This is a genomic window from Pseudomonas sp. PDM17, from assembly GCF_014851985.1.
Classification (GTDB): Bacteria; Pseudomonadota; Gammaproteobacteria; order Pseudomonadales; family Pseudomonadaceae; genus Pseudomonas.
Genome location: NZ_JACVAT010000001.1, coordinates 1,098,362 through 1,124,562, shown reverse-complemented (window position 1 = coordinate 1,124,562; position 26,201 = coordinate 1,098,362). Strand labels below are relative to the sequence as shown.

21 protein-coding genes are annotated in these 26,201 nt (G+C 63.2%); 11 read left to right on the top strand and 10 right to left on the bottom strand.

Features of this window, described 5'->3' with window-relative positions:
• Positions 1-209: 209 nt before the first annotated feature.
• The 5 genes from IB256_RS05450 to IB256_RS05430 all read left to right on the top strand — a co-directional run bounded on the left by IB256_RS05450 (position 210) and on the right by IB256_RS05430 (position 3,914).
• Entirely contained in the window at positions 210-527 is a 318-nt protein-coding gene (locus IB256_RS05450) for a DUF883 family protein (RefSeq protein WP_045211754.1), read from the top strand.
• A 15-nt stretch (positions 528-542) separates the two neighbouring features.
• A complete protein-coding gene (locus IB256_RS05445; RefSeq protein ID WP_192292462.1) occupies positions 543-923 on the top strand; it encodes a phage holin family protein in 381 nt (126 codons plus the stop codon).
• Positions 920-1,264 carry a hypothetical protein gene (locus tag IB256_RS05440; protein ID WP_192401568.1) on the top strand — a complete coding sequence of 115 codons (345 nt, stop codon included), beginning with the start codon at positions 920-922 and terminating at the stop codon, positions 1,262-1,264. The genes IB256_RS05445 and IB256_RS05440 overlap by 4 nt, the downstream gene beginning before the upstream one ends.
• A gap of 82 nt (positions 1,265-1,346) precedes the next feature.
• The gene (locus IB256_RS05435) at positions 1,347-2,513 is read left to right on the top strand and encodes an EAL domain-containing protein (protein ID WP_192290796.1); all 1,167 of its coding nucleotides are present in this window, start codon (positions 1,347-1,349) and stop codon (positions 2,511-2,513) included.
• 69 nt (positions 2,514-2,582) lie between these two features.
• Positions 2,583-3,914 carry a deoxyguanosinetriphosphate triphosphohydrolase gene (locus tag IB256_RS05430; protein ID WP_192401566.1) on the top strand — a complete coding sequence of 444 codons (1,332 nt, stop codon included), beginning with the start codon at positions 2,583-2,585 and terminating at the stop codon, positions 3,912-3,914.
• Between the two features lie 14 nt (positions 3,915-3,928).
• On the opposite strand, the gene IB256_RS05425 is transcribed toward IB256_RS05430, so the two are convergent.
• Positions 3,929-7,513 carry a transporter substrate-binding domain-containing protein gene (locus IB256_RS05425; RefSeq protein WP_225601600.1) on the bottom strand — a complete coding sequence of 1,195 codons (3,585 nt, stop codon included), beginning with the start codon at positions 7,511-7,513 and terminating at the stop codon, positions 3,929-3,931.
• A gap of 65 nt (positions 7,514-7,578) precedes the next feature.
• The gene (locus IB256_RS05420) at positions 7,579-8,205 is read right to left on the bottom strand and encodes a response regulator transcription factor (protein ID WP_081519413.1); all 627 of its coding nucleotides are present in this window, start codon (positions 8,203-8,205) and stop codon (positions 7,579-7,581) included.
• A 782-nt stretch (positions 8,206-8,987) separates the two neighbouring features.
• Here IB256_RS05420 and IB256_RS05415 point away from each other — a divergent pair.
• On the top strand, positions 8,988-9,398 hold the full coding sequence (locus IB256_RS05415; RefSeq protein WP_192290802.1) for a response regulator: 411 nt from the start codon (positions 8,988-8,990) through the stop codon (positions 9,396-9,398).
• Here the strand turns inward: IB256_RS05415 and IB256_RS05410 are convergent.
• Positions 9,379-9,726: a YggL family protein gene (locus tag IB256_RS05410; protein ID WP_192290804.1), complete on the bottom strand. Its 348-nt coding sequence runs from the start codon at positions 9,724-9,726 to the stop codon at positions 9,379-9,381. The genes IB256_RS05415 and IB256_RS05410 overlap by 20 nt on opposite strands.
• A 255-nt stretch (positions 9,727-9,981) precedes the next feature.
• Here IB256_RS05410 and dacB point away from each other — a divergent pair, with 255 nt between their 5' ends.
• The gene (dacB, locus tag IB256_RS05405; protein ID WP_192290806.1) at positions 9,982-11,418 is read left to right on the top strand and encodes a D-alanyl-D-alanine carboxypeptidase/D-alanyl-D-alanine-endopeptidase; all 1,437 of its coding nucleotides are present in this window, start codon (positions 9,982-9,984) and stop codon (positions 11,416-11,418) included.
• 39 nt (positions 11,419-11,457) lie between these two features.
• On the opposite strand, the gene IB256_RS05400 is transcribed toward dacB, so the two are convergent.
• Together IB256_RS05400 and rlmKL are read right to left on the bottom strand one after the other, a co-directional pair.
• A complete protein-coding gene (locus tag IB256_RS05400) occupies positions 11,458-13,869 on the bottom strand; it encodes a diguanylate cyclase (protein ID WP_192401562.1) in 2,412 nt (803 codons plus the stop codon).
• A gap of 102 nt (positions 13,870-13,971) precedes the next feature.
• A complete protein-coding gene (gene rlmKL, locus IB256_RS05395; RefSeq protein WP_192401554.1) occupies positions 13,972-16,155 on the bottom strand; it encodes a bifunctional 23S rRNA (guanine(2069)-N(7))-methyltransferase RlmK/23S rRNA (guanine(2445)-N(2))-methyltransferase RlmL in 2,184 nt (727 codons plus the stop codon).
• Between the two features lie 480 nt (positions 16,156-16,635).
• On the opposite strand from rlmKL, the gene rmf reads away from it, so the two are divergent.
• Positions 16,636-16,854: a ribosome modulation factor gene (gene rmf / locus IB256_RS05390; protein ID WP_081519407.1), complete on the top strand. Its 219-nt coding sequence runs from the start codon at positions 16,636-16,638 to the stop codon at positions 16,852-16,854.
• A gap of 103 nt (positions 16,855-16,957) precedes the next feature.
• Here the strand turns inward: rmf and IB256_RS05385 are convergent, their stop codons facing one another.
• Positions 16,958-17,983 carry a quinone-dependent dihydroorotate dehydrogenase gene (locus tag IB256_RS05385; protein ID WP_081519406.1) on the bottom strand — a complete coding sequence of 342 codons (1,026 nt, stop codon included), beginning with the start codon at positions 17,981-17,983 and terminating at the stop codon, positions 16,958-16,960.
• A 53-nt stretch (positions 17,984-18,036) separates the two neighbouring features.
• Positions 18,037-18,258 (bottom strand): DUF2835 domain-containing protein, encoded by a 222-nt coding sequence (locus IB256_RS05380; protein ID WP_192401551.1) that lies wholly within the window; start codon positions 18,256-18,258, stop codon positions 18,037-18,039.
• 149 nt (positions 18,259-18,407) lie between these two features.
• Here IB256_RS05380 and IB256_RS05375 point away from each other — a divergent pair, with 149 nt between their 5' ends.
• A complete protein-coding gene (locus tag IB256_RS05375) occupies positions 18,408-19,289 on the top strand; it encodes a DUF6685 family protein (RefSeq protein ID WP_192401549.1) in 882 nt (293 codons plus the stop codon).
• Positions 19,290-19,298: 9 nt separating this feature from the next.
• Here the strand turns inward: IB256_RS05375 and IB256_RS05370 are convergent, their stop codons facing one another.
• The gene (locus tag IB256_RS05370) at positions 19,299-19,712 is read right to left on the bottom strand and encodes a helix-turn-helix domain-containing protein (protein ID WP_225601599.1); all 414 of its coding nucleotides are present in this window, start codon (positions 19,710-19,712) and stop codon (positions 19,299-19,301) included.
• A gap of 121 nt (positions 19,713-19,833) precedes the next feature.
• Between IB256_RS05370 and IB256_RS05365 the strand changes: the two genes are divergently transcribed.
• Positions 19,834-20,046 carry a DNA-binding protein gene (locus IB256_RS05365; protein ID WP_081519403.1) on the top strand — a complete coding sequence of 71 codons (213 nt, stop codon included), beginning with the start codon at positions 19,834-19,836 and terminating at the stop codon, positions 20,044-20,046.
• On the opposite strand, the gene IB256_RS05360 is transcribed toward IB256_RS05365, so the two are convergent.
• On the bottom strand, positions 20,037-20,567 hold the full coding sequence (locus IB256_RS05360; protein WP_192224250.1) for a hypothetical protein: 531 nt from the start codon (positions 20,565-20,567) through the stop codon (positions 20,037-20,039). The two genes, IB256_RS05365 and IB256_RS05360, sit on opposite strands and share 10 nt — an antisense overlap.
• Before the next feature lie 199 nt (positions 20,568-20,766).
• On the opposite strand from IB256_RS05360, the gene IB256_RS05355 reads away from it, so the two are divergent.
• Positions 20,767-20,982 carry a hypothetical protein gene (locus IB256_RS05355; RefSeq protein WP_192290817.1) on the top strand — a complete coding sequence of 72 codons (216 nt, stop codon included), beginning with the start codon at positions 20,767-20,769 and terminating at the stop codon, positions 20,980-20,982.
• 287 nt (positions 20,983-21,269) lie between these two features.
• Here the strand turns inward: IB256_RS05355 and IB256_RS05350 are convergent, their stop codons facing one another.
• Positions 21,270-26,132: an NAD-glutamate dehydrogenase gene (locus tag IB256_RS05350; RefSeq protein ID WP_192401547.1), complete on the bottom strand. Its 4,863-nt coding sequence runs from the start codon at positions 26,130-26,132 to the stop codon at positions 21,270-21,272.
• Between the last annotated feature and the right edge of the window lie 69 nt (positions 26,133-26,201).

Here is a 26,201-nt window from a genome sequence, read left to right as displayed (position 1 = left end):
GCCGTTTCAGACATCGGGAACGCCCCGCCATGGGGCGCTCGGCTCTCCATGCGCACCAGAGAAATGCAAGCGGCATACCACCGCAGCAGCATTCAGCGGCTAGGCTTCAACTCGCACGCGAGAGCGGCCCCATGATGAATTTATGAGAAACTTTCCAGCGACCCTGGGGCTCGAAAACTAGGAACCTCAACCCGCACAAGGAGCATCACATGCCTCGCAAGACCGCAGTGAACGCCGCCAAGGATGAACTCCTGGCCGAATTCCAGGCCCTCGTCAGCGACACCGAGAAACTCCTGCAGAGCTCGGCTGACCTGGCTGGCGCCGAAGCCGACCAGATGCGCGCGCAGATCCATGAGAGCCTCAAGCGCGCCCGCGATGCCATCTATTCCACCAAGGACTCCGTGCGCGACCAGGGCAAAGCCGCCGTGGACGCCACCGAAGACTATGTCGGTGACCACCCGTGGCAGGCCGTGGGCATCGCCGCCGGTGTTGGCTTCCTCCTCGGCCTGCTGGTCAGCCGGCGCTGATCCATGAGCGACGGAATGGACGCCGGGCCGAAGCCCTCGGCCAACTCCCCTTCCCCGCGGCGCTTCGGCGCCGCGGTCCTCGGCCTGCTGCATGGGCACATCGAACTGCTCGGCATCGAGCTGCAGGAGCAGAAGACCCGTACCGTGCAGATGCTGCTGATGGCCGGCCTCGCGCTGGTCTTCGCCCTGCTCCTGCTGGTCGCCCTGTCGGTACTGGTGCTGATCCTCTTCTGGGACAGCTACCGTCTACAGGCTGCCATCGGGCTATGCGTCTTCTACGTCGGCGGCAGCCTGCTCTGCGCCTGGCGCCTGCACATGCTGGTCAGCGACGAAAGCTCACCGTTCAGCGCGACCCTCGAGGAACTGGCCCGTGACCGGGAGCGACTGTTGCCATGAGTGAAATGCCCGACGCCCGCAACCTGACCCGCGCCGAACTGCGCAAAGCCATTGTCCGCCTGCGCCTGGAAATGCAGCGCCAGCAGATCCGCCAGGAAGGCGAATTGCTGCTGCAACCCCTGAAACAGGCGCGCAGCCTCGGCCAGAACCTGCGCAGTGGCCTGGGCGGCAGCACCCCGCTGTGGGGCGCTGGCGGCGCTGCAGCCCTTGCCCTGCTATTGGGCCGCAAACGCCGCTGGGTGCGACTGCTGCGCGTAGGCATCGCCCTCCTGCCGATCATCCTGCAGATGCGCAGCAAGCCCGATCCCAAGGCCCCGCCCGCCCCCTCGACGCACCTCTGACGTCTAGACTGGCCACATTCTTGCTTAGTGACAGTGAGCTGCGCGCGAGCGCGTCCCTGTCACGCCACTAAGGATGTGTCCCTTGATCGACGGGCAACCCATCGCCTGCTTCCAGCCCTTCATCGATACCGCGACTGGCCTGATCGCCGGTGTCGAAGCACTGGGCCGGTTGCGCCAGGACAACGGTGATCTGCAATCGGTCGGCCCGCTGTTCTTCAACCCACGAGTCGGCCTGGCCGAACTGCGCCGTCTCGACCGGCAGATCCGCGACGCCGCCCTCGCCCGCATCCACGAAGCGCCCAAGGACTGGTTTCTCAGCCTGAACATCTCGCCGCGCTGGATCAGCCGCCTGCGCCCAAACCAACCGCTGCCCAGCCTCAAGCAACTGCAACAACAGGGCGTAGCACCGGAGCGCGTAGTCTTCGAGATCACTGAACTGGGCGGTGCCCACCAGCGCCTGCCGGAAGTAGTGGCACGCTACCGTGATGCCGGCGCGCGCATCGCCATCGACGACTTCGGTGCCGGCTACTCGCAGCTGGACCGCGTGCTGGCGTTGCAGCCGGACATCCTCAAGCTGGACATGCGCCTGTTCCAGGAAGCCGCCCGCGGCGGCCCCAGTGGCGAAGTGGTGAAGGCGCTGGCGCAGATGGCCGAGAAGACCGGCTGCTGGATCATCGCCGAGGGCGTGGAAACCGAAGAGGAAATGGACTTCGCCCTAGAGTGCGGCGCGCGCTACGTGCAGGGCTTCCTGTTCGCCAAGCCGGCACTGGAATTTCCGGCCAGCGACGCCTTCCGCGAAGCGTTCGCCCAACGCCGCGACCACTACGTGCATCGCAAGCTGCAGGAGCGCTCCAACCTCATCCAGCTGCGCCAGCAGCTCTCCGAACTGATGAGCATGCTGCGCCCCTGGGCGGAAGGCGGCGCCATGCTCAGCAGCCTGCCGCCGGCGCCGGAATCCTTCAGCCGTCTGCTGCGCATCTATCAGTGCGACCGCCACGGCACCCAGACTTCGCCGAACCTGGAATGGAACGGCTTGTTCTGGAAGGAGAACCGCCGTTACCTGGGCCACAACTGGTCCTGGCGCCCCTACTTCTACCAATTGCTCGCCGAGGGCTGGGAAGAGCGCCGCCTGACACTTTCCAACACCTACCGCGACGCCACCACCAACCAGTACTGCATGACTGCCGGCCAGTTCATCGACCAGGGTCGACGCCTTCTGCTCATCGATATCGACGCCGAAGGCCTCTAGCGCCGCGATTGAGATTGCCGCCGCGAACGGCTAGCGTTGCCGGTAACTCTCTGGATCGCGGAAAGAAGAATGGATTGGCACACCCTGCTCCCCCGGGAGCGCCTCGGCAAACCGGTGCACAGCAGCGCCGAACTAGGCCGCAGCGCCTTCCACAAGGACCACGACCGCATCATCTTCTCCGGTGCCTTCCGCCGCCTGGGGCGCAAGACCCAGGTGCACCCGGTATCGAGCAATGACCACATTCACACCCGCCTGACCCATTCACTGGAGGTCGGTTGCGTCGGCCGATCGCTGGGCATGCGCGTTGGCGAGATCATTCGTGACCGCCTGCCGGAATGGTGCGACCCGGGGGACATGGGCGTGATAGTGCAATCCGCCTGCCTCGCCCACGATATCGGCAACCCGCCCTTCGGCCACTCCGGCGAAGACGCAATCCGCCACTGGTTCCAGCAGGCTGGCGGGCGCGGCTGGCTGGATGGCATGAGCGAGGAGGAGCGCTCCGACTTCCTGCACTTCGAGGGCAACGCCCAGGGCTTCCGTGTCCTCACCCAGCTCGAATACCACCAGTTCGACGGCGGCACACGCCTGACCTACGCCACCCTCGGCACTTACCTGAAGTACCCCTGGACAGCGCGCCACGCCGACTCCCTCGGCTACAAGAAGCACAAGTTCGGCTGCTACCGCAGCGAACTACCGCTATTGGAGCAGATCACCCAGAAGCTGGGCATGCCGCAACTGGAAGACGAGCGCTGGGCGCGCCACCCGTTGGTCTACCTGATGGAGGCCGCAGACGACATCTGCTACGGCCTGATCGACCTGGAAGACGGTGTGGAAATGGAACTGCTCGACTACAGCGAAGTAGAAGCGCTGCTGCTTGACCTGGTCGGTGACGACCTGCCGGAAACCTACCGCCAGCTCGGCCCGAAGGACTCTCGCCGTCGCAAGCTTGCCATCCTGCGCGGCAAGGCCATCGAGCACCTGACCAATGCCGCCGCCCGCGCGTTCGTCGAACAGGAAAAGACCCTGCTCGCGGGAAGCCTGCAAGGCGATCTGGTAGAGCACATGCATGGCCCGGCCAAGCGCTGCGTGCAACGCGCGAAGGCGATGGCGCGAGAGAAGATATTCCAGGACAAGCGCAAAACCCTGCACGAGATCGGCGCCTACACCACCCTGGAAATCCTGCTGAACTCTTTCTGTGGCGCCGTGCTGGAGCAACACCGCCAGAGCACGCCATCGTTCAAGAACCAGCGGATCCTCGACTTGCTGAGCCACTACGCGCCGGACCCCAGTTGGACGCTCTATCGTTCCTTCCTGCGTGTAACAGACTTCATCGCCGGGATGACCGACAGCTATGCCACCGAGATGGCGCGCGAGATGACCGGCCGCTCCAGCCCAAGCTGAAGCGGGCGCGCAAGCTAGGCAGCCAGCTTGCGCAACTGCAACAGCAAATCGTCCTGCAAGGTCGCCATCGCCTGCTCCACCGCCCGTGCCCGATTGCCCAATTCCCGGCTATCGAGGCCGTCCTTGCAGCCACCCTCAAGCTTGCTGCAGAGGTCCTGCAGCGTATCCGCATTAACCAGTCGTGCCGCGCCCTTCATACGGTGGGCCAGATCGGCCAGTTGCTTCCAGTCGCCTGCCTCCCAGAGCGGCCGGACCTGATCGATATCGATTCGGTTGCTGCTGTGCAACTCCTCCAGCAGACGGCGGATCAGGCCCGGATTGCCGCCGGTCATCTCCCGTAGCGACTTCAGGTCGAAGCCATCGACCTGCTTCTCCAAAGATGCCTGATCGTCGTGGGCCGCTGACAGCTTCGGCACCGCATCCAGCCGCATACGCAGGTTATCCAGGCCTATGGGCTTGAACAGGCAGTCATCCATGCCGGCCCGCCGGCAGTTCTCGATCTCGTCGGGCTGGGCGTTGGCCGTGAACCCGAAGATCACGCAGGGTTCGGCTTCCATCTCCGCTTCAAGCTCACGAACTCGCCGGGCCAGACCATAGCCGTTGAGCACCGGCATGTTGCAGTCGGTGATCAGCAGATCGAAGTCACCCGGATGCCACAGCTGCAGTGCCTGGGAGCCATCGGAGGCCACCTCGACCTGATGTCCCAGATGCTCCAGTTGCTGGGTCAGCAGCATCCGGTTGGCCACATGGTCGTCGACCACCAGGACCTTCAGCGAATGGGCAGTCCTCGGGACCATCACGGCCTGCCCAACTTCGCACTCGGGCAGGCTTTCCAGGGTCTGCAGCAACAGGCGCACCGTGACCGTGGTGCCTTCGCCAGGACGACTTTCCATGCGTACGGTGCCGCCCATCATCTCCGCCAGCTTGCGGCATATAGTGAGCCCCAGCCCCGTACCACCTCGGCTGGCATTACCACTACGGGCCACCTGGCTGAAAGGCTCGAACAACTGGCGCTGTTCATCCTCGGAAATACCGATCCCGCTGTCGTGCACACTGACCTCAAGGGAAAGGCGCTCACCAGCGACACGCTCGCCGTAGACACGAATCTTCACATGTCCGAAGTCGGTGAACTTGATGGCGTTGCTGACCAGGTTCGACAGTATCTGCTTGAACCGCAGCGGATCGATCAGCACGTCACAGGCGGCTTCCGCCTCGATTTCCACTCTAAGCTCCAACGCTTTCTGCCGCGCCAGCCCATCGAACACGCGCGCAACAGACTCCACCAACTCACGCAAGTGGGCGCGCTCCGGCATCAGCGTCAGACGCCCGGACTCGATCTTTGCCACATCGAGGATGTCACCGATCAGCGTCAGCAGAGAACGCGCAGAGTCGTAAGCCACCTCGACTGGCTCTCGCTCCCAATGCCCCTGGTTCGCGCGGGTGAGCGCCAATTCGAGCATGCCGATCACCGCGTTCATCGGCGTACGGATTTCATGGCTCATCGTGGCCAAGAAGGTACTCTTCGCCCGGTTGGCTTCTTCAGCCTGCTCCTTCGCGGCTTCTAGCTGATGGTGCAATCGCTCACGCTCGGTGACATCGATCCAGCCCGTCACTACCCCGGAGATATCACCACCCGGTCCACGGTAAGGAGTGGCCCAGTAATGTATTTCCCGAACCTCGTTACGAATCTGCAGGACCAGATCGGAGGCCACTTTCCCGTCCTGCTCCATGGCCTGCCGGTGAATCAACTGCAACGCTTGCGCGTCGTGTGCCTGCAGCCAGGGGCAATCGACGACTCGCGAACCTTCCACCGACTCGCGCGGCATTCCGGTTTCCTTGAGGAAGCCGATATTGCAGGTGACCAGTCTCCCATCACGATCACGTACCGCCACGGGCTGCGGAATACCATCGATCAATGCACGCTTGAACTCGAGCCGGTAACTGAGTTCTTTCTCCGAATCCCGGCGCCGGCGCACCTTGCGCCAGAGCCACCCGTTCCACAGCAACACGATGAGCAATGCCAGTGCTGCCGCCCAGGCGAGCTGGATGAACTGCTCGCGGTAGCCCTGCCAGACACTGTCCGGCCTGTCCACGCTGGCAGACCAGCGCGTGGTGATATTGCTCAGGTCTTCGGGCGCGATGGCCAGTAGCGCCTTGTTCAGGATACTGAGCAGCTCCGGATCCGCCTGCGAGACCGCCAGCGAGAACTGTCCAGGCTCCCGGTCCAGCGCCAGGGCGATCTTGAGATCCGGGTAATAGCGGGAGATCAGGTAGTTGGCCGACGACAACAGGTGAATACCGGCGTCCACCTTGCCTTCACTGATCATGGAAAGGTCGTCGACATTGTTTTCGACCTCCAGCAGTTTCACCCTTGGGTGACGGGCGCGCATGAAGTCTGCGATGACGGATCCCCTGGGGACGGCGACAGTGTGACCATCGAGATCGTCCAGGCTGCGCAGCCAGTCGCTCCCCTCCGGTACTACGGCAACGAAGGACGCGGTCATGTAGGGACGTGTAAAACTCAGCCACTCCTCGCGCTGCGCCGTTGGAGTCAGCGCCGCAATCATGTCAGCCTTGCCCGTACGCACCTGCTCCAGCATCGCCGTGACGCTTGCCTGCGGGCGCACATCGAATTCGATTCCGGTTCGGCTCTGGACAAGCTCCAGCAAATCGGCAGCGATACCACGGAACTGGCCCTGTGCATCGAAAAACGAAACAGGAGCCAACGCCTGATCGATCACGACTTTCGGTCGCGGGTGACGGTCCACCCAGCGTTGCTCCTGAGGCGTCAGGATAAGACGCTGGCCGGCAATGGGACTGCTTCCGCCGGGACTCCAGCGACGCTGAATGGCCGTCTCGCCCTGTCGCGGAATCGCTCTCAGAGTATGGTCGATGATGTCCAGCAATGTCCGATCGGACGCATTCAGGGCAAAGCCGAAACCCTGGCCGTTGAAGCTGGCAAAGTTGAGGAGCTTGAGATTGGAAAGGTATCCCTGGCTGATCAGGTACTGCGCACTGAAGGCATCGCCGACGAACAGGTCCGCCTGGCCGAAAGCGACCGCTTCCAGTGCATGGCGCACCGACTGGTAGCTCTGTACAGAGGCGCCGGCCAGGAACCTGTCACGATCATTTGCCGGGAAGTAGTCGGTGACCACCGCAATGCGCTTGCCGGCGAGTTGCTCACTACTTTCCAGACGCGTGCCTTCCGGTCCGATAATGACCGGCTGGTTGGAAAAGTAGGGGACGGACAGCACGACGCCCGGTCGCGCGGCCTCATACCCCGTGGCACGACTCAATAGATCGATATCGCCACGAGACAACGCGGCCAAGGCGGCATCCCTGTCAGGATAACGTCGTACATCAATTCGAACATTGAGCGTGTCGGCAATGATTCCCGCGATGTCGGCCGTGATGCCCTCAAGGTCCGTGCCGCTGCCGGTGATATCAAAAGGGGCGTAATCCGGTGCGGTCACGCCCAGGCGCAGCGTGCGTTTGTCTCTGAGCCAGTGCCAGTCGGAGTCGCTGAGTTGCACCTTGACTGGCTCGTCGCCCGAACGAGCCAGCAGGTTGATCGAGGTCCAGTCGTGCGGCTCCGCCATCCCCCATCCGCAACAGACGAGTAGCAACACGCTGACGAAAAAGCGGAAGCGGCACATCAAACACCTCAGACCAACGCGTTCCGCTTGGCGAACTCGATCAGGTCAACCAGCGAATGAGCGTTGAGCTTCAGCAGCAGACGGGTCTTGTAGGTGCTGACCGTCTTGTTGCTGATGAACATCTGTTCGGAGATTTCCTTGTTCGAATAACCATTCGCAAGGTACTGGAGGACAGCCATCTCGCGATCCGAGAGGCGCTGGATAAGCTCCTGATCATCCATTTGACCATTGTTGCGACGAGTCTGGCGCACCGCCGTGCTGGGAAAGTAGTTGTAGCCGGCGACCACCGCGTTGACGGCGCTGATCAACTCAGACAGCCCACCTTGTTTGCAGACGAACCCTGAGGCTCCCGCCTGCATGCAGCGCATGGCGAACAGCGAGGCGCTCTGCCCGGTCAGCACCAGCACCTTGAGCGGCAGCTCGAAGGCAGAGATACGACTGATCACCTCCAGGCCATCGAGCCGGGGAATACCGATATCCAGAACGACCAGATCGGGAATCAGGTCCTTGACAAGCGAAAGCGCGTCCACACCATTGTCGGTTTCACCAACGATGACATGACCTTCCTTTTCCAGCAGCACGCGCATTGCCATGCGAATGACTGGGTGATCATCGACAATTAGAACTTTGCTCATCAGCTTCCTCCCTCAGACCCTTCGTAAAAATGTCCTTCGGTAAGATATATGCAGAGCCGGCTCTGTCGAGATTACTTGCCCTCAATATTGGCTATTAGAGGACTTTCCTACACAACATCTAAATAATTCCTACAAGCAGCCTTAAATACTTTGACGCCACCCCGAAGTCAGCAAGAAATTTCCGATGCAGAACGGAATAAAATCTGACCACGACTCCTGACAATACGCTTCCCTGTCGCTGTTTATCCCAGCTAGCGGACGCTCGATATACGCCTGAGCTTTCCCTCACGACCGGTCCTTCGTCACTCTACCCGCGGAATCACTCCGCCCTCCAGAGAGCCATAGAGATCAAGCCACCCGCTCTAAACAAGCCACTTCGCCATAGCTCAATCCACATCGCCGACGCTGATCACATTTTCCGTTGGCCAGCGTCTGACAAGTACCCTGCCTCTTCCCCTTGTCAGGTTGATCAGCTATCGAACACTGAAGCGTCCATACCAATCTGATTCCGGACACTTTTTCCATCAATATAAAAATCAGAAAACCCAAACAAGACAAAGCGCGCGAGGCAATTACAACCAACAACTATCAACCACAAGAAACCCAACTCCCAGGAGAGTTCTAAAGCCCAGCAAGAAAATCAGAGTCATGCATTAACTGAACACGCCCAGCACCATTAAAGCCTCATATCAATTGCCATTCGACAATGCATAGCGCCGACCGAATCAGCTTGTCATTCGAGTGACTTTCGATGGAGCCCCATAACAACCAGGAGCTCTTCCGTGCAGGACAACAAGTTCAGCATCCTGATAGTCGAAGACCATCCCTTCCAACTGATCGCTACGCAAATGCAACTGAACAGACTGGGCTTCTACCGATTGACACCCGCGCTCGATGCCCATGAAGCGCGCGAGGAGTGTGCACGCCGCAACGAACCGTTCGACTTGCTGCTCTGCGATATCAACCTGCCGGACACTGACGGTATAGAACTGCTCGGCGAACTGGCCGAAGCCGGTCATATTCGCCAGGCGGTCTTCCTGAGTTGCCGCGATACCGAAGAACTGCAGGCCTTGCGGAAAACCCTGCGCGAACAGCGCCTACCCGTCCTGGCTTGCTTGTCGAAGCCACTCGATGAATGGGCGCTGCTGCTGGCCCTGGAAAAGGACGAGAGCCTCAGGACGCGGGCAGATTGACTGGCTGGTCCGGGTACCACGCATCGATCAGCGGGCTGAGGCTGAAGCCTGCCAGTTCCGGCTGCTGCTTCAGCCATCCGCCGATCAATTCCCGCTGCTCCACGCTCACCGAGCCGCGCCGGGCAAGACAGATGAAGCCGTACTCGTCGCAACCGCTATAGACCAGATCGTTGGGTTCGACCGCGACGCCCACGAATCGCTTCATGAAAGCGCCAACAGCCTCTTCGCCTATCCCTTCCTTGTACTGAAAACTCAATTCGAAGCCGAGTTCCTGGAACTCATCGACGCACAACTTCTTGCGTAAACGACGGGAACGATGGGTCGCCATCTGAATCTCTCCTCAGGAGGGCTTTCGCCGCTCGATGCACGAGTGTGTCCGGAACATATACGGGACTTGCGCGAACAATGTCCCGATGCACCTCTCCGAGACGACTGGCATCCGAAGGCCAGCGCATCCTGGAACGGCTTGCGGCATAATGTGCCGCAGCTCCCGGTCCAACAGGGAGTATTTCATCTGTAGTGTTGCGCTTCATCTTTTCATTTTTTCAAGTCAATGCCCGACCACTGGGATGTCATCTTTTCTATGTTCAAGTCTCTGCGTGTCCTCGCTCTCGCTACCTTATTACCCTTCGCCTTGCCGGCCGTTGCCCAGATCAACAGCACCCTGCCCGAACGCGTGCAGAAAGCGCTGAGGGCCAGCAAACTCACCGACGACGCCCTGTCGCTGGTGATGATCCCTCTGGAAGGCCCCGGCAACGCTACCTATTTCAACGCTGACGTCTCGGTGAACCCGGCGTCGACCATGAAGCTGTTCACCACCTATGCCGCCCTGGAAATGCTCGGCCCGACCTACCAGTGGCAGACCGAGTTCTACACCGACGGCCAGCTCAAGGACGGTACTCTCAACGGCAACCTCTATCTCAAGGGCGGCGGCGATCCGAAGTTGAACCTGGAGAAGCTCTGGCTGATGATGCGCGACCTGCGCGCCAATGGCGTTAACAAGGTCACCGGCGACCTGGTGCTGGATCGCAGCTATTTCAACATCCCGCAACTGCCGGTCTTCAACGACGACGGTGGCGATGACAACAAGCCCTTCCTGGTCGGCCCGGACTCGCTGATGGTCAACCTGAAGAGCGTGCGCCTGGTGATCCGCACCGAAGGCAGCAAGGCCACCGTGCTGATGGACCCGCCGCTGGCGAACGTGCGCATCGACAACCAGATTCAGGTGAGCAAGGCTGCGGCCTGCCCCGCCTGGCCGAAACTGCGCTTCAACCCGGTGACCCAGTTCGACGGCACCTCGCTGGTCGCCACCGGACAGATTCCGCAAGGCTGCAGCGCTCAGACCTACATGTCCCTTCTCGAGCACCCTGCCTACACCGCCGGCGCGGTGCGCGGCATCTGGCAGGAACTGGGCGGCAGCATCCTCGGCAAGGACCGCGAAGGCACTGTGCCGAAGAGCGCCACCCTGGTGGCCCGCGCCATGTCGCCGGATGTCGTGGAAATCATCCGCGACATCAACAAGTTCAGTAACAACACCATGGCCCGCCAGCTGTTCCTCTCGGTCGGCCGCCAGTATCGCAATGGCGCCGACGCAGACGACGCCCAGGCTGCCCAGCGGGTGATCCGCCAGTGGCTGGCGCGCAAGGGCATCACCGCGAGCCACCTGGTAATGGAAAACGGTTCGGGCCTGTCCCGCGACGAGCGAGTCAGCGCCCGCGAAATGGCCGCCATGCTCCAGGCCGCGTGGCACAGCCCCTACGCCGCGGAGTACATCTCCTCGCTGCCGATCGTGGCCAAGGACGGCACCATGCGCAAACGCTTGCGTGGCACGCCCATGGCCGGCGAAGCCCACGTGAAGACCGGCACCCTGAACACCGTGCGCGCGCTCGCCGGCTTCAGCCGCGACGCCAATGGCCGCACCTGGGTAGTAGTGGCAATCCTCAATAGCAACCGGCCGTGGGGGGCATCGTCCATCCTAGACCAGGTGTTGCTGGACCTCTACAGCAGCACCAAGCGCTGATCCCCCGCAAACCCCGGCCAACTGGCCGGGGTTTGCGCATCAGGCTTCGACTTTCTCCAGACGATCCCGCCCCAGCCGCTTGGCGCGATACACCGCGCGGTCCACCTTGCGCATCAGGTCGTCCGCGCTTTCGCCGGGGCACCAGGAGGCAACGCCGAAGCTCGCCGTCACCACGCCGACGCCCTCCATTGGCTGCCCGCGCAAGGCCTTCCAGAGTGCCTCCGCCAGTTGCCAGGCCTGATCCGTGGTGCTCCCGGGGCAGAGCACCACCAGTTCCTCACCACCGATCCGGCAGAACACATCGACCTTGCGCAGGCGCTGCGCGATGCGCTGACACAGGGTGACCAGCACGATATCGCCTGCCTCATGACCGAAGCGGTCATTGATGTCCTTGAAGTGGTCGATGTCGAACATCACCAGCGACAAAGGCTCGCCGCTGCGGGCACAGCGCGCCATGCCCTGATCCAGCTGCTCCTTGAAATAGCGGCGATTGTGGATGCCCGTCAGTGCATCGGTGACCGACAAGCGCCGCAACTCCATCTCCGCCTCCTTGCGCCGGGTAATGTCAGTGGCTATGCCCAGATAACCCGTGGTGTTGCCCGCTGAATCGCGCACGCCGGTAATGATCAGGTTGATCTTCAGTTGCCGGCCATCACGGCGCACGCAGGTCCACTCATGCTCCTCGTGCCCCTCGCCCACGAGCGCGCCAACGACGTCAAAGCCGCGAATCTCGCGTCCGAGGATGCTCGACAGGTCCTGCGCGCGGCGACGGATCTCGTCCTTGACGAAGACATTCTCCGGCACCGGCCGCCCGATCACTTCCTGGGCGCTGTAGCCGAACATGCGCTCGGCGCCCACGTTGAAGCTGCGCACGAAGCCGCGCAGATCGGTCGAGACGATGGCAACCTGCGTCGCCGCATCGAGCAGGCCGTGCAGACGACTGTTGACCTCGCCCAGTTCCAGCTCGGCAGCCTTGCGCGAACTGATGTCGGTCTGAGTGCCGATCATGCGTCGCGGCGAACCTTCGTTGTCGCGCTCCACCACCTGGCCGCGATCCAGCACCCAGAGCCAGCGCCCGCTCTTGCAGCGCAACCGGTGCTCACTCTGGTACAGCGAGGATTCCCCGCGAAGATGCCGGCGCAGCGCATCGCAGCGCGCGTCCTTGTCCTCGGGATGGACCCGGCTCAGGCTCTCGTCGGTGGTCGTGCCCACCTCGCTGTCGCGGTAGCCGAGCATGGCTTTCCAAGCATGCGAATAGAATACGTTGCCAGTATCCAGACTCCAGTCCCAGACGCCGTGGCCAGCGCTGTCCATGGCGAAGTGCAGGCGCGCCTGGTTCTCCTGCAACTCCAGCTGGTTGGCCCTCAGTTCGGCGGTGCGCTCGCCCACCAGTTGCAGGGCCCGCTGGCGCTGACCCAGCAGCGCCAGCACATAGCCCGCCAGCAGCAGCGAAGTCAGCCCGCCGGCGAACGCCACCCAGAGCTGCGGGTGACCCTGGTTACGCCGCAGGAAGTCGCTGGAAGGCTCGACGCGCACCAGGTAGTCACGACCGGCAAAAGGCAGGTGTCGCTCGGAAACCAGTCCTGCCGTCTGATCAGCCGCTACCTGGCTGCGATACAACGGCACATCCGGACGCGGGTCGCCGGCATCGCGCAGTGTCAGCGCCAGCTGCTCACCGCGCGCTTCCGAACCCTGTTCGATGAGCAGGCGGTAGCTGATCGCCGCCAGCAGGATGCCCTGGATACCGACGCGGGTTTCGGCTGTCGGGCTGGGCGTCGTACTGCTGCGATAGAGTGGCGCCGCCAGCAGCAGACCGGTGGAATCCGCTGGCGGCGCGCCGGGAAGGACCACGGGCATCGAGGCAGCAACCGAGCGCGTCTTCACCACACGCTGGGTCAACTCACGCCCTGGCAGGGTCGAGTTCAGGTCCAGGCCCAGGGGCATCTCTTCCAGGTACTCGGAGGCGCCATAGAGGACGGGAAAATAGCGTTCGCGAACCTGTGCCGGAATCGGCTGGCCCTGAAGGTCGAGCTCGAAAAGCATGTAGTCGAGCATGCCGGCGTCATGGGCACGGGCCTCAAAGGCGTCGCGCTGACGCTGGTCCACGCGCGGCAGCCAGGCGTAACCCAGCGTGTCGCCCAGCAATGGACTGACGAAGTGCTCGAATTCCTCGCGGGAAACGTCCGAGGAGTTCTCAAAGAAGCGCTGGATCGATTCCAGCTCGCTCTGCTGATTCGATAGTCGCTCGCGTACGCGCTCGATCCGCTCGTTGGCAGCGAGGGAAAACTGCTGTTCCAGGAAGGTCCGCGCATTGCGCCACACATTCCAGCCCAACAAGGCCGTCAGCAACAGGCCTGCCACCAGTACGACGCCGGCGGCACGCAGGGCCTTCTTCTGGCTGGCGACTCCCTGAGCGGCGGGCAACTGCTCGTAGGCCGGCAACTGAGTCATGCGCTTTCCCAACTCTCAGGGTGACTCAGTTTTTATAGCAGCCGATGGCCATTTGCCCAGCTTTGGCACGACGCACGGCCCAGACCGCGCGCCGCTCGGGCCTCAACGTACGCTGATACGCCAGGCGCGGTGGATCTTGCTGTTGCGGGCGAAATCCTGGTCCAGCGTCTGGGCGCTGATTTCCTCGACCTGGTAACGCGCTGCCAGCCCTTCATCCAGTTCGAACTTGCGGAAGTTGTTAGAGAAGTACAGCACCCCGCCCTTGGCCAGTCGCGCCATGGCCAGGTCGATCAGCTCAACGTGGTCGCGCTGCACATCGAATACACCTTCCATGCGCTTGGAGTTGGAGAAGGTCGGCGGGTCGATGAACACCAGGTCGTATTCGCCGCGGTCCTCGCGCAGCCACTCCATGACGTCGCTCTGCACCAGGCGTTGCTTATCGGAGAAGCCGTTGAGCGACAGATTGCGCCGCGCCCAGTCCAGGTAGGTTTTCGACAGGTCGACGCTGGTGGTGCTGCGCGCATCGCCCTTGGCGGCATGTACGGTGGCCGTGGCGGTGTAGCAGAACAGGTTGAGGAAGCGCTTGCCGGCAGACTCGCGCTGGATGCGCAGGCGGATCGGCCGGTGGTCGAGGAACAGGCCGGTGTCGAGGTAGTCGGTCAGGTTGACCAGCAGTTTCACGCCGCCCTCTTCGACTTCCATGAAGCGGCCTTCGGCGTTCTGCCGTTCGTACTGCTTCTTGCCGGTCTGGCGCTCGCGACGCTTGATCACGATGCGCTCAGTGGGAATGCCCAGCGCCTGCGGCAACGCGGCGAGCGCGTCGAGCAGACGGATCTGCGCCTTCTCCGGGTCGATGGACTTGGGCGCCGCGTATTCCTGCACGTGAGCCCAGTCGCGGTAGAGGTCCACGGCCAGAGCGTACTCGGGCATGTCGGCATCATACACCCGGTAGCACTCGATCTTCTCCTTGCGCGCCCACTTGCCGAGCGCCTTGACGTTCTTCTGCAGGCGGTTGGCGAACATCTGCCCGCCTTCACTCAGGCGAGCCTGTTCGATCACGGCGGCACCCTGCACCGGAGCGGCATCGCTGCGTTCGCCACGCTCGCCGGTCACGAACTGGCGCGGCTCCACGTCGAGCATGATCAGCTTGCACGGCAGCGCACCGTTGAAGAAGGCGTACTGCTTGTGGCTGCGGATGCCCATACGCTTGCCCAGCTCCGGCGCGCCGGTAAAGATACCGGCGCTCCAGCCCAGGCAGCTCTGGCGCAGGCGCTCACCCAGGTGCTGATAGAGGTACAGCAGGCTGGCTTCGTCACCCAAACGCTCGCCGTAAGGCGGGTTACAGATGATCAGGCCCTTCTGGCCCTTGTCCGGGCGCGGCTCGAAGGTGGCCAGCTCACCCTGGTAGATCTTGACCCACTCGGCCAGGCCGGAGCGTTCGATATTGTTGCGTGCCGGCTGGATCAGGCGCGGGTCGGCTTCATAGCCGCGAATCCACAGCGGCGTCCTGGCCAGGCCGACTTCGGCACGCTGCTGGGCTTCCTCGATCAGTTTCTTCCAGATCGCCGGCACATGGCCCAGCCAGTTGCTGAAGCCCCAGCGCTCGCGCTTGAGGTTCGGCGCGACGTCGGCGGCGATCAAACCGGCCTCGATGAGGAAGGTGCCGACGCCACACATAGGGTCGGACAATGCGCCGCCTTCAGCGGCGATCTTCGGCCAACCCGCACGGATCAGTACGGCAGCGGCAAGGTTTTCCTTCAGCGGCGCGGCGCCCTGCTGCAGGCGGTAACCACGCTGGTGCAGGCTGTGGCCGGACAGGTCCAGCGACAGTACCGCCTGGCCACGATCCAGGTGCAGGTGCACGCGGATGTCCGGGTTGACCTTGTCCACGGTCGGGCGCTTGCCGAACTCGGCGCGCAGGTTGTCGACGATCGCGTCCTTCACCTTCAGTGCGCCGAAGTGGGTGTTGTCGATGCCCGAGCCCTTGCCGCTGAACTCCACCGCCAGGCTGCCGCCGGCATCCAGGTGGTCGCTCCAGGACACGGCATTGACGCCCAGGTAGAGATCTTCAGCGTTGCTCACCGGGAAGCGCGACAGCACCAGCAGCACGCGGTTGGCCAGGCGCGACCAGAGGCACAGACGGTAGGCCGTCTCCAGGTCGCCCTTGCCGCGAATGGCCGAAACCTGGGCGCGCGCCTCGGTCAGCCCGAGCGCCTGGGCTTCCTCCAGCAACAGGCCATCGAGCCCTTTCGGGCAGGTGAGGAAAAGATCGTGCAAATCCGACATGCAAATAGTTCCCGGGCCGCAGCCCTTTCATCAAAGCCGCTAATGGCCTTGTCGGCCACCTTGGGTTCATTCCAGAGAACCCAGGCAACCCCTGTAGTCATTTTCAGGGATGGGCCGGCAACCGGCCTGCGGCCTCGCGTCGCAGAAAGTCATCCCACTCGTCGGAACGAGAGGTGGTCTCAATTGGACACACATTCCTCTTGATCCTTGGCAAGCTCCCGCCCCTGGCGGGTTATGCCGTACTGGCATTTTGCAAACCGGACGGACCTTATGGCCCAAACCCATAAGAGTTACGTCCTTATGACAAATTGGTCATTCACAGCCCCGGAACCTTTCGATAGAACTCGGGGTAATCCTTCACCGCAACGGTGTCGGGCGGGGCGCGTCACGCCGGCAATGCGCCCCATTGGCGGAATATTCCGCCCGGCCTCCCTGGGGGGCCAACGGGACATAACAGTCAACAAGTGAGGGCAACACCCTATGAGAAGACTTAAGCGTGATCCGTTGGAAAGAGCCTTTTTGCGTGGTTATCAGCACGGCATTACTGGAAAATCTCGCGACCTCTGTCCGTTTACCCATCCCACTACCCGGCAATCCTGGCTCAACGGCTGGCGTGAGGGCCGCGGCGACAACTGGGATGGTTTGACCGGCGCCGCCGGTATTCAACGAGTGAACCAATTGCAGCACGCAACAGGCTGAATCCAGGGTCACCCACGACTTCCCCAAGCCGCCCCATCCGGGCGGAAAAGGGCGCAAGCCCAAGGGCTCCGAAAGGAGCCCTACTTATTTCTGCTACCTGTATTTACGCCCGCTTGGCCGCCGCAATGGCGTCCACCGCTTCGCGGATCAGCGCCGGCCCCTTGTAGATGAACCCCGAATAGATCTGAACCAGGCTCGCACCCGCGGCGATCTTCTCGGCCGCATGTGCGCCCTCGGTGATGCCGCCGGCGGCGATGATCGGCAGACGGCCGCCCAGCTCACCAGCCAGCACCTTGACGATGTGGGTACTCTTCTCGCGCACCGGAGCGCCCGACAAGCCACCGGCCTCGTTGCCGAACGGCAGGTGCTCGACGCCTTCGCGGCCCAGGGTGGTGTTGGTGGCGATCACCGCGTCCATACCCGACTCGATCAGCGCAGCGGCGACCATCGCGGTCTCCTCATCACTCATGTCCGGCGCGATCTTGATCGCCAGCGGCACCCGGCGGCCGTGCTGCACGGCCAGGTCTTCCTGGCGCAGGCGCAGCGCTTCGAGCAGTTGCTTGAGCGAATCGCCGAACTGCAGGCTGCGCAGGCCGGGGGTATTGGGCGAACTGACGTTGACGGTGACATAGCTGGCGTGGGCGTAGACCTTGTCCAGGCAGATCAGGTAGTCATCGACCGCGCGCTCGACCGGGGTGTCGAAGTTCTTGCCGATATTGATGCCCAGCACGCCCTTGTACTTGGCCGCCTTGACCCGTTCGATCAGGTGATCGACGCCGTGGTTGTTGAAGCCCATGCGATTGATGATCGCGGTAGCTTGCGGCAGGCGGAAGATGCGCGGCTTGGGGTTGCCCGGCTGCGGACGCGGGGTGACGGTGCCGATCTCGACGAAACCGAAGCCCAGCTGGGCGAAGCCGTCGATGGCATCGCCATTCTTGTCCAGGCCGGCGGCCAGCCCCACGGGGTTGGCGAACTCCAGCCCCATGACCTTTACTGGCAGGCTTTTGGGTGCTTGCGTCAACAGGCCGTTGAGGCCCAGACGGCCACCCGCGCCGATCAGGTCGATGGACAATTCATGGGAGGTTTCCGGGGAGAGCTTGAACAGGAGCTCGCGGGCCAGGCTGTACATGGTCGGGCATCGGTCGGCAAAATGGGGCGCTATTATAGCCAGCCAGCCCTCGCTCAGGCGAGGCGGCGCAGCGCCAGCAGCCGCCCGGAATCGTCGAATTCCAGCTCGAAGCTGCCGTGAACTCCGGTGTGAGTGACGAATGGACGCAGGTGATGCGCCGGCAGATTGACCCGCCGACCATCACGACTGGTCACCTGAACCCGATTGGCATGCCCGCGATAGAGCGCTTGCAGCCGGTCCGCCGACAAGGATATATCCAGCACAACGCAAGCCATGGAGGCCTCCAGCAAGTGAAGGAAAGAATTTTGCCACAACGCATGCGCCCAACAGCGCCAGGGTTTTCTATGCTTAGGGCAATTCGCCGCGCATCGGGCCCGGCGCTTCCTGCACTGACCAGCCGGCCATCGGGAGTCTTGCGTCGTCCATGAGTCAACCACCTCGCCCCCGCAGCGTGACCAGCCGGCTGGCCGCCCTCGCCCAGCGCCTGGGCATCGGCAGCGCCGATGGGCGCAACGTCGCCGAACGCAGTCGGAGCCTGTCCCTGCCCTTCGAACCGCTGCCGGACTGGCCTGCCGGCCTGGGCTGGCATTCCGGCGCGCCGCTCTACCGGCTGATCGACCTGCCGCGTGGCGCGCTGTCCGGGCCGGTGCAGGAAGACAAGGCGCGCATCCATAGCGTTCTCAAGCGCCTGGTGCACTGCCACCGCGAAGAGCATCCCGCCGTCGATATTCGAAGCATCGATGGTCTCTGCTGCCGCAGCCTGCTCGACAGCCCGCTGGCGGGGCTGGAGGAGCTGTCCAATTGCGAGTTGTGCCGTAAGGTGCGGATCATCAGCTATAACGACTTCACCAAGGTGCTGGGCGTGGCCCTGCCCGGCTTCGAGCGCAAGGCACCTCTGCAATTGCGCAGCGCAGGCTGGCACGGCGCGCGGTTGTTCTGGGACGACGACAATCACCCCTGCGAACTGGCCAATGCGGTGGTCTACGCCCGCCGCCGTGGGCTGGAGATCATCCTGCCCGCGAGCATCCAGCGCTTCGAACTGCAAGTCACGGTACTGGATGAGCTGGAGCGCGACTTCCACATGCTGGCCATGCCGGCCAAGGCCTGGAGCGACGCGTCGTTCATGGAGCTGTTGCTGGAGACCGGCATGCCCTATGCCCGTTTCGGCCTGTTCAACTCGGAAACCCCGGAGAGCCTGCTGCTGCCTCGGGACCATCCGCAGTCCGATGCCTTCGGCCAGGGACTGCGGGAGGCCGGCGCGCCGGATGTGATCGCCTACCTGCGCCGCGCTGGCAAGGCGGGCTGACCCGCAGCGTCACTCCCCGAGCGTATTTTCACCGAGCTGGCGCTCTTCCTCGTCCAGGCTTTCCAGCACCTCATGATGCCGGGCTCGCCACTCTTCCAGGCTGAGCCCCAGGGTCGCCAGCAGTTGCGGATTGCTCTTCACCAGGTAGACCGCCGCGCGCTGGGCGGAGTCCTCCACCTTCCAGTCCACCTCGTCCGAATCGATCGGTCCTTCATAGGTGATCCAGCGGGCGAAGTCCGGGTACACGCTGCAGACCTTCTGGAAATCCAGGTCACGCATGCGCTGGTTGCCGTACTCGATGTTCTCCACATCCTTGGCCTTCATGCCGACCGTCTCGGCGAAGGCGCGGCGCGACAGCCCGATCAACGAGCGAAGCGCCCGTAGTCTTTCTCCCGCAGTAAACAGGAAACGTTTCTTCATCATGCGTCATCCATCTCCGAGACTGCCAAGGCCCGGAAAAACACCCTAACAATTAGGATAAATTCGCGATCCAGGCCGTAGCGGAGGCCGTGGATCAAAGCGACGGGATGGTGCGGGACACAGCATGAACGATGAAAGCGGATTCAGCCCTGACCTGCTCGCAGGTGGCTATTACGTGACGCCTCAGCGCTTTGCGGAGCTGGTCGGTCTCAAAGATCGTCCCGCCATTGTGCAAGGCTGGATCGATGAGGGGGCGATACCGACACGCCGCCTGGGCGGCCAGGTTCTCGTCGACCTGGGCGCCCTGCTGCTGATGACCCAGCCGGATCAGGCCTGATCCGATTCCTGGGCGGCCTGCAGCGCCGGTACGGCGGGAATGCCGATGTCCACGCAGAGTGCCAGGACGCGCTCCAGGTCATTGCGGTAGACCAGCACGCACTGCAGTTCGGTATCCAGCGGCTCGCTGAAGTCCACGAGCACGTAGCCGCCTTTTTCCGGGTAAAGCGCGCCGAGCTGGGTCTGGATGCGGTTCAGCGCCGCCAGCGGCTCGGTCTTGCGCAGTTGCTTGGCCTGCAGCACAAAGCTCACGCTCGGGTCGAAGGAAGCGCGGATCTCGCCGAACAGCTCTTCAAAGCTGTCGCCCATGAACAGCACGATTTCCGGCAGGCTGCCCACCACCACCCACTCACCCAGCGGGATGGGGAAGTCCTCGTCGTAGTTGATGTCCGGATTGGCGGCGAGGAAAGCCGCCGGATCGGCGTAGGCCTGCGAAGCTTCGTCGGCGATCTGCTGGATCTCCTCTTCGCCCAGGCAGCCGGAGCTGATCAGCGTAAGAAGTTCGGCAAGTTGCGCTTTCATGGGGAGGTCCTGCAGAGAGATGAACAGCCGGAAAGGATATCCGTATTCGCTGTAAAACGCCGCAGCCGGGAACTTTCTGTCAGAAAAAGGCGTCCGAAGTCGCCAGAAACGATACCCACTATTGAACGGGATGATTTCTGCTCGCTTCGAGCGGTTGATAGCCTGACAACCATCCCGAACCAGCCTGCGTGTGAAAACCATGAACCGTGCCCTCGCCCTTCTCTTCATGACCCTGCCTTTGTGGCTGGTGGGCTGCGCCAGCCAGCCGGCGCCGCAGCAAGAGCCCTACAGCGATGAGCAAGTGAAGTCCTTCGCGCTGAAGATGCTGGGTGCCAGCAATATGTCCGACGAGCTGTACGCCAAGTACCGCCGGGCACTGACCGAGCCGCACGAGGATGGGCGCAGCGGGAGCTGATCCCGTCCCTCTGATAGCGGCCGCCCTCGTTTCCGCGATATCCGTCGCGACGAAGTTCAATCCCCCCCAGTCCAACGCCCCCTTGCAGGAGCGGGCCATGCCCGCGATCGCCCCCGTAGGGCACTCCTATAGGTCAGCGCCGTCGTTGCCGCCCATCCATGCGCTGCGGATCACGGAAAGAAACATGACGCGCGCTCGCGTCAGCCCCCGTCGACAAAACCCGAGCCGAAAAAAAGCCCCGCACGAGGCGGGGCTGGAGCATGAAAAGGCTTTAAAGGCGATGAGCGTCAGACCGGGCAGGAGCCCTGCTGGTTACTCTGCGCCAGGTCGAGCAGCTCGCGGTTGGCCACGGCGTACATGGCGTAGTCGGTGCTGGTGGAAGCCCGCAGCTCGACGAGCATCGCCCGCCAGCGGGCCACCATCGGGGCGTGCTGGTCCAGCCAGAGCGCCACGCGCGCATCGATCTCCGCCGGGCCGTCCTGCATCTGCAGCACGGAGACGGTGATCGCCCGCTGCTGCCAGTCCAGGTCGTCGCGGAAGGCTTCGCGTGCCAGCGCCTGCCAGTTGTTCTCCACCGGCAGGGAGCTGATCTGCTGCAGGTACCAGGTCAGTTCCAGCTCGCTGCCCAGAGCGAAGTAGGCGCGGGCCACGTCGGCCGGGTCACGGCCGGTGACGTCCGCTGCTTCGATGATCGGCAGCAGGGTGTAGAGGTGGCTGGTACCGGCGACCATGCGCGCCAGCAACTCAGGCACGCCAGCGTCGACGTAAGCCTGGTAGCGTGCCTGCCACAGCTCGCGGGTCGGGCCTTCGAGCAGTTCGTTGAGTTTCAGGCCCAGGGCGGCGATACGCGGACCGAAGTGCGCGACGTCACGGGCGGCATCCTGCTCGTTGCGACGGCTGCGCAGGAACCAGCGAGTAGCACGACGCCCCAGGCGCATCAGTTCGTCCATCAGGGTCAGCTGCACTTCCGCCGGCACCTGATAGTCCAGCGCCTCGATCTGGCGGAACCAGTGCGGCAGATGGAAGACATCACGCACGATCACGTAGGCACCCGCCACGTTCGCCGGCGTCATGCCGGTGGACTCCTTCAAGCGCTGCACGAAGGTGATGCCCATGTGGTTGATCAGGTCGTTGGCGATCTGCGTGCTGACGATCTCGCGCTTCAGGCGGTGCTTGCGCATGGCCGGGCCGAAGGTGTCGACCAGGGTCTGCGGGAAGGCCGTCTCCATGTCGCGGGTCAGGTAGTCGTCGTCCGGCACCAGCGAGCCCAGCAGCTGTTCCTTCAGATCGATCTTGCTGTAGGAGATCAACACAGCCAGTTCCGCGCGGGTCAGGCCCTGCCCGGCCGCGATGCGCTCGGCGAGGCCCTCGTCGGTGGGCAGGAACTCCAGCGCGCGGTCCAGCTTGCCGCGGCCTTCCAGATCGCTCATCAGGCGCTTGTACTCGGCGATGCGCTCGCGGGCGCGACGCTCGGCCAGTGACAGCGCCTGGGTCTGCTTGTAGTTGTTGCCCAGTACCAGGTCGGAGACCTGGTCGGTCATTTCCGCCAGCAGCTTGTTGCGCTGCTTGCTGGTCATGTCGCCGGCGGTCACCACCTCGTTGAGCAGGATCTTGATGTTCACCTCGTGGTCGGAGCAGTCCACACCACCGGCGTTATCGATGAAGTCGGTGTTGCAGGCGCCGCCATTGAGGCCGAACTCGACCCGCGCCAGCTGTGTCATGCCGAGGTTGCCGCCCTCGCCCACCACTTTCACCCGCAGGTCGCGGCCGTCCACGCGCAGGCCGTCGTTGGCCTTGTCGCCGACATCGGCATGGGTTTCATCGCTGGACTTCACGTAGGTGCCGATGCCGCCGTTCCACAGCAGGTCCACCGGCGCCTTGAGCAGCGCGTGGATCAGCTCGGTCGGGGTCAGGCGCTCGGCATCGATGTCGAAGCGTGCGCGCACTTCCGGGGTAAGGGTGATGCTCTTGGCGCTGCGCAGGAAGATGCCGCCACCAGCGGAGATCAGCGAGGCGTCGTAGTCGGCCCAGCTGGAGCGTGGCAGGTTGAACAGGCGCTGGCGCTCCGCAAAGCTCGCCGCCGCATCCGGGTTCGGGTCGAGGAAGATGTGCATGTGGTTGAACGCGGCAACCATCTGCAGCTTGTCCGACATGAGAAGGCCGTTGCCGAACACGTCGCCGGCCATGTCGCCAATACCAATGACAGTCACGTTGTCCTTCTGCACATCGATGCCGCGTTCGCGGAAGTGACGCTGCACCGAGACCCAGCCGCCACGGGCGGTGATGCCCATGCCCTTGTGGTCGTAGCCGGCGGACCCGCCGGAGGCGAAGGCGTCGCCGAGCCAGAAGTTGTAGTCGGCGGAGATGCCGTTGGCGATGTCGGAGAAGGTCGCGGTGCCCTTGTCCGCCGCCACCACCAGGTAGGGATCGTCCGGGTCGTGGCGCACCACGTTGGCCGGCGGCACGATCTGGCCTTCCTTGATGTTGTCGGTGATGTCGAGCAGCCCGGAGATGAAGATGCGGTAGCAGGCGATGGCCTCGGCCTGGATTTCATCGCGGCTGCCGCCGACCGGCAGGCGCCGCGGGATGAAGCCGCCCTTGGCGCCGGTGGGCACGATCACCGCGTTCTTAACCTGCTGCGCCTTCACCAGGCCCAGCACTTCGGTGCGGAAGTCTTCCTCGCGGTCAGACCAGCGCAGGCCGCCACGGGCCACGTCGCCGAAGCGCAGGTGTACGCCTTCCACGCGCGGGCAGTAGACGAAGATTTCGAACTTCGGCGTCGGCCGTGGGATTTCCGGGATGGCCTTGGGGTTGAACTTGAAGCTGAAGTAGCTCTTGTTCTGCCCGGCGGCGTCCGGCTGGTAGAAGTTGGTGCGCAGGGTCGCCTTGATCAGGTCGAGGTAGCGCCGCAGGATGCGGTCCTCGTTGAGGACCTGCACATCGTCCAGGGCGGTGAGGATGGCCTGCTCCAGCTTCTGTTGCTTGTCTTCCAGGTCCTCGGCGGTGAGCTTGCGGGCGAGGTAGAAGCGGGTCTTGAACAGGCGCACCAGTTCACGGGCGATGTCCACGTGGGCGTTCAGCGCGCTGGCGATGTAACCCAGGTCGAAGCCCAGGCGAATCTGCTTGAGGTAGCGGGCGTAGGCGCGCAGCAGCGCCACGTCGCGCCAGGGCAGGCCGGCGGTCAGCACCAGGCGGTTGAAGGCATCGTTCTCGGCATCGCCGTTGACGATGTGGACGAAGGCGTCCTGCAGGGTCTCGTTGAGTTCCTGGATGTTGACGTCCAGGCCTTCGGCGTAGGTGAAGGCGAAGTCATGGATCCAGTATTCGCGGCCGTTGGTGTGGCGCAGGCGGTAGGGGAACTCGCCGAGCACGCGCAGGCCGAGGTTCTCCAGGATCGGCAGGACGTCGGACAGCGCCAGCGGCGTATCGGCGTGGTACAGCTTGCAGTGCAGCTGCTGCTCTCCCTGTGCCAGCGGCTGGTAGAAGCTCATCACCAGCGGGCGGCTTTCGGACAGGCTGGACAGATGCTGCAGGTCCACCACCGCGAAGTGCGGGGCGAAGCGCTCGCGGTAGCCGGCCGGGAAGCCTTTCGGGAAATCTTCCAGCAGGTTGTTGCCCTGCCCTTCGCCGAAGTTCTCCAGCACCAGCGCGGCGTAGTCGTCCTGCCAGGAGCGGCAGGCCTGGATGGCTTCCTGCTCCAGCTGGGCGGCGTCGACGTCGATGCGGTTTTTCGGGTCGACGCGCAGGATGAACTGCACGCGGGCCAGGGTGGATTCGGAGAAGAAGGTCCAGAACTCGCAGTCGCTGGCCTTCAGGCGCTCCATCAGCACCTGCTGGATCTTCATCCGCGTTTCGGTGGAATAGATGTCGCGCGGCACGTAGGCCAGGCAGTAGGCGAAGCGGCCGTACGGGTCCTTGCGCAGGAACAGGCGGATCTTGTTGCGCTCCTGGATCTGCACGATGGACATGGCGGTGTTGTACAGCTCTTCCACCGGGGTCTGGAACAGGTCGTCGCGCGGCAGCACCTCGAGGATCTGCGCCAGTTCCTTGCCCAGGTGCGCCTTGCTGTCGAAACCGGAGTTCTTCAGGACGGCAGCGACCTTGCCGCGGATGAACGGGATGTCGAACACGCTCTCGGCGTAGACCGCCGAGGTGTACAGGCCCAGGAAGCGGAACTCGCGGACAACCTTGCCCTTGGCGTCGATCTCGCGGATCGACACGTAGTCCGGGTAGGCCGGGCGGTGTACGCGGCTGGGCTGCGAGGCCTTGGCGAAGGACAGCAGCACCGGCTCGCGCAGGTAGGCTACCGCGTAATCCTCGATGTGCAGGTCGTCCTTGTTCAGGCCGGCGCGCAGGGTGCGGGTCAGGCCGAGGAAGGCCTTCTCGTCGTACACCAGGTGGCCGCCGTCGGCCTCCTCCTGCACGGTGAATTCTTCATAGCCGAGGAAGGTGAAGTGGTTGTCCAGCAGCCACTCGAGGAAAGCGCGCACCTCAGCGGTTTCTTCCGCGCGGGCCTTTGCCTTGGATTTGCCCAGCCAGGCCAGCAGCTCTTCGGCCTTGGTGCGCATGGCCGGGAAGTCGGCGACGGCCAGGCGGACTTCGCCGAGCACGTCCAGCAGGGCCCTTTCCAGGGTGCGCAGTTCGCCGGCCTGGGAGACGCGGTCGATCTCCAGGTACATCAGCGATTCCTGGTGCACGTCCTTGCCGGTGCTGTTCTTCGGCAGGATTTCCAGCAGCTCGCCCTTGGCGTTGCGGCGCACGCTGAGCACGTTGGTCTGCAGGGTGTGGATGCTGTAGCCGCGGCGGTTCAGTTCCATGCGCACCGAGTCGACCAGGAACGGCTGGTCCGGGTGCAGCACCTGCACGGCAGTATGGGTGGACTGCCAGCCGTGCTTTTCGTAATCGGGGTTGTACACCGCCACTTCGGGCTGGGCGGGATCGAAGCGTTCCAACAGGCGCCAGGAAGACAAGGTGCAGCCGACCAGGTCGGACAACCTGCGCTGGGTCAATTCGTCGAGGGAGATGAAGCCGAAGAACTGCTCGGCGAACAGGGCCACTTGTGGCAGACCTTTGTCGTCGACGTGCTGCGCCAGGGCCGCTTTCAGTTGTTGCTGGAAGTCGGCTTTGCTGGCTGCGGTAAAGAACGCCATGTTGTTACTCCGCTGGGCTCGTTTTGTTGGATTGAGCGTAGAACGCATATCGTCTTGTGTCGGGCCACA

Excerpts from the sequence above, each read along its gene's own strand:
- IB256_RS05360 (WP_192224250.1), bottom strand. The coding sequence starts at position 20,567 with ATGAAAGCGCAACTTGCCGAACTTCTTACGCTGATCAGCTCCGGCTGC.
- IB256_RS05380 (WP_192401551.1), bottom strand. The coding sequence starts at position 18,258 with ATGGCTTGCGTTGTGCTGGATATATCCTTGTCGGCGGACCGGCTGCAA.
- IB256_RS05430 (WP_192401566.1), top strand. The coding sequence starts at position 2,583 with ATGGATTGGCACACCCTGCTCCCCCGGGAGCGCCTCGGCAAACCGGTG.
- IB256_RS05355 (WP_192290817.1), top strand. The coding sequence starts at position 20,767 with ATGAACCGTGCCCTCGCCCTTCTCTTCATGACCCTGCCTTTGTGGCTG.
- rmf (WP_081519407.1), top strand. The coding sequence starts at position 16,636 with ATGAGAAGACTTAAGCGTGATCCGTTGGAAAGAGCCTTTTTGCGTGGT.
- IB256_RS05440 (WP_192401568.1), top strand. The coding sequence starts at position 920 with ATGAGTGAAATGCCCGACGCCCGCAACCTGACCCGCGCCGAACTGCGC.
- IB256_RS05350 (WP_192401547.1), bottom strand. The coding sequence starts at position 26,132 with ATGGCGTTCTTTACCGCAGCCAGCAAAGCCGACTTCCAGCAACAACTG.
- IB256_RS05375 (WP_192401549.1), top strand. The coding sequence starts at position 18,408 with ATGAGTCAACCACCTCGCCCCCGCAGCGTGACCAGCCGGCTGGCCGCC.
- IB256_RS05425 (WP_225601600.1), bottom strand. The coding sequence starts at position 7,513 with ATGGCGGAGCCGCACGACTGGACCTCGATCAACCTGCTGGCTCGTTCG.
- IB256_RS05400 (WP_192401562.1), bottom strand. The coding sequence starts at position 13,869 with ATGACTCAGTTGCCGGCCTACGAGCAGTTGCCCGCCGCTCAGGGAGTC.
- IB256_RS05385 (WP_081519406.1), bottom strand. The coding sequence starts at position 17,983 with ATGTACAGCCTGGCCCGCGAGCTCCTGTTCAAGCTCTCCCCGGAAACC.
- IB256_RS05410 (WP_192290804.1), bottom strand. The coding sequence starts at position 9,726 with ATGGCGACCCATCGTTCCCGTCGTTTACGCAAGAAGTTGTGCGTCGAT.
- rlmKL (WP_192401554.1), bottom strand. The coding sequence starts at position 16,155 with ATGTCGGATTTGCACGATCTTTTCCTCACCTGCCCGAAAGGGCTCGAT.
- IB256_RS05370 (WP_225601599.1), bottom strand. The coding sequence starts at position 19,712 with ATGATGAAGAAACGTTTCCTGTTTACTGCGGGAGAAAGACTACGGGCG.
- IB256_RS05450 (WP_045211754.1), top strand. The coding sequence starts at position 210 with ATGCCTCGCAAGACCGCAGTGAACGCCGCCAAGGATGAACTCCTGGCC.
- IB256_RS05420 (WP_081519413.1), bottom strand. The coding sequence starts at position 8,205 with ATGAGCAAAGTTCTAATTGTCGATGATCACCCAGTCATTCGCATGGCA.
- IB256_RS05365 (WP_081519403.1), top strand. The coding sequence starts at position 19,834 with ATGAACGATGAAAGCGGATTCAGCCCTGACCTGCTCGCAGGTGGCTAT.
- dacB (WP_192290806.1), top strand. The coding sequence starts at position 9,982 with ATGTTCAAGTCTCTGCGTGTCCTCGCTCTCGCTACCTTATTACCCTTC.
- IB256_RS05445 (WP_192292462.1), top strand. The coding sequence starts at position 543 with ATGGACGCCGGGCCGAAGCCCTCGGCCAACTCCCCTTCCCCGCGGCGC.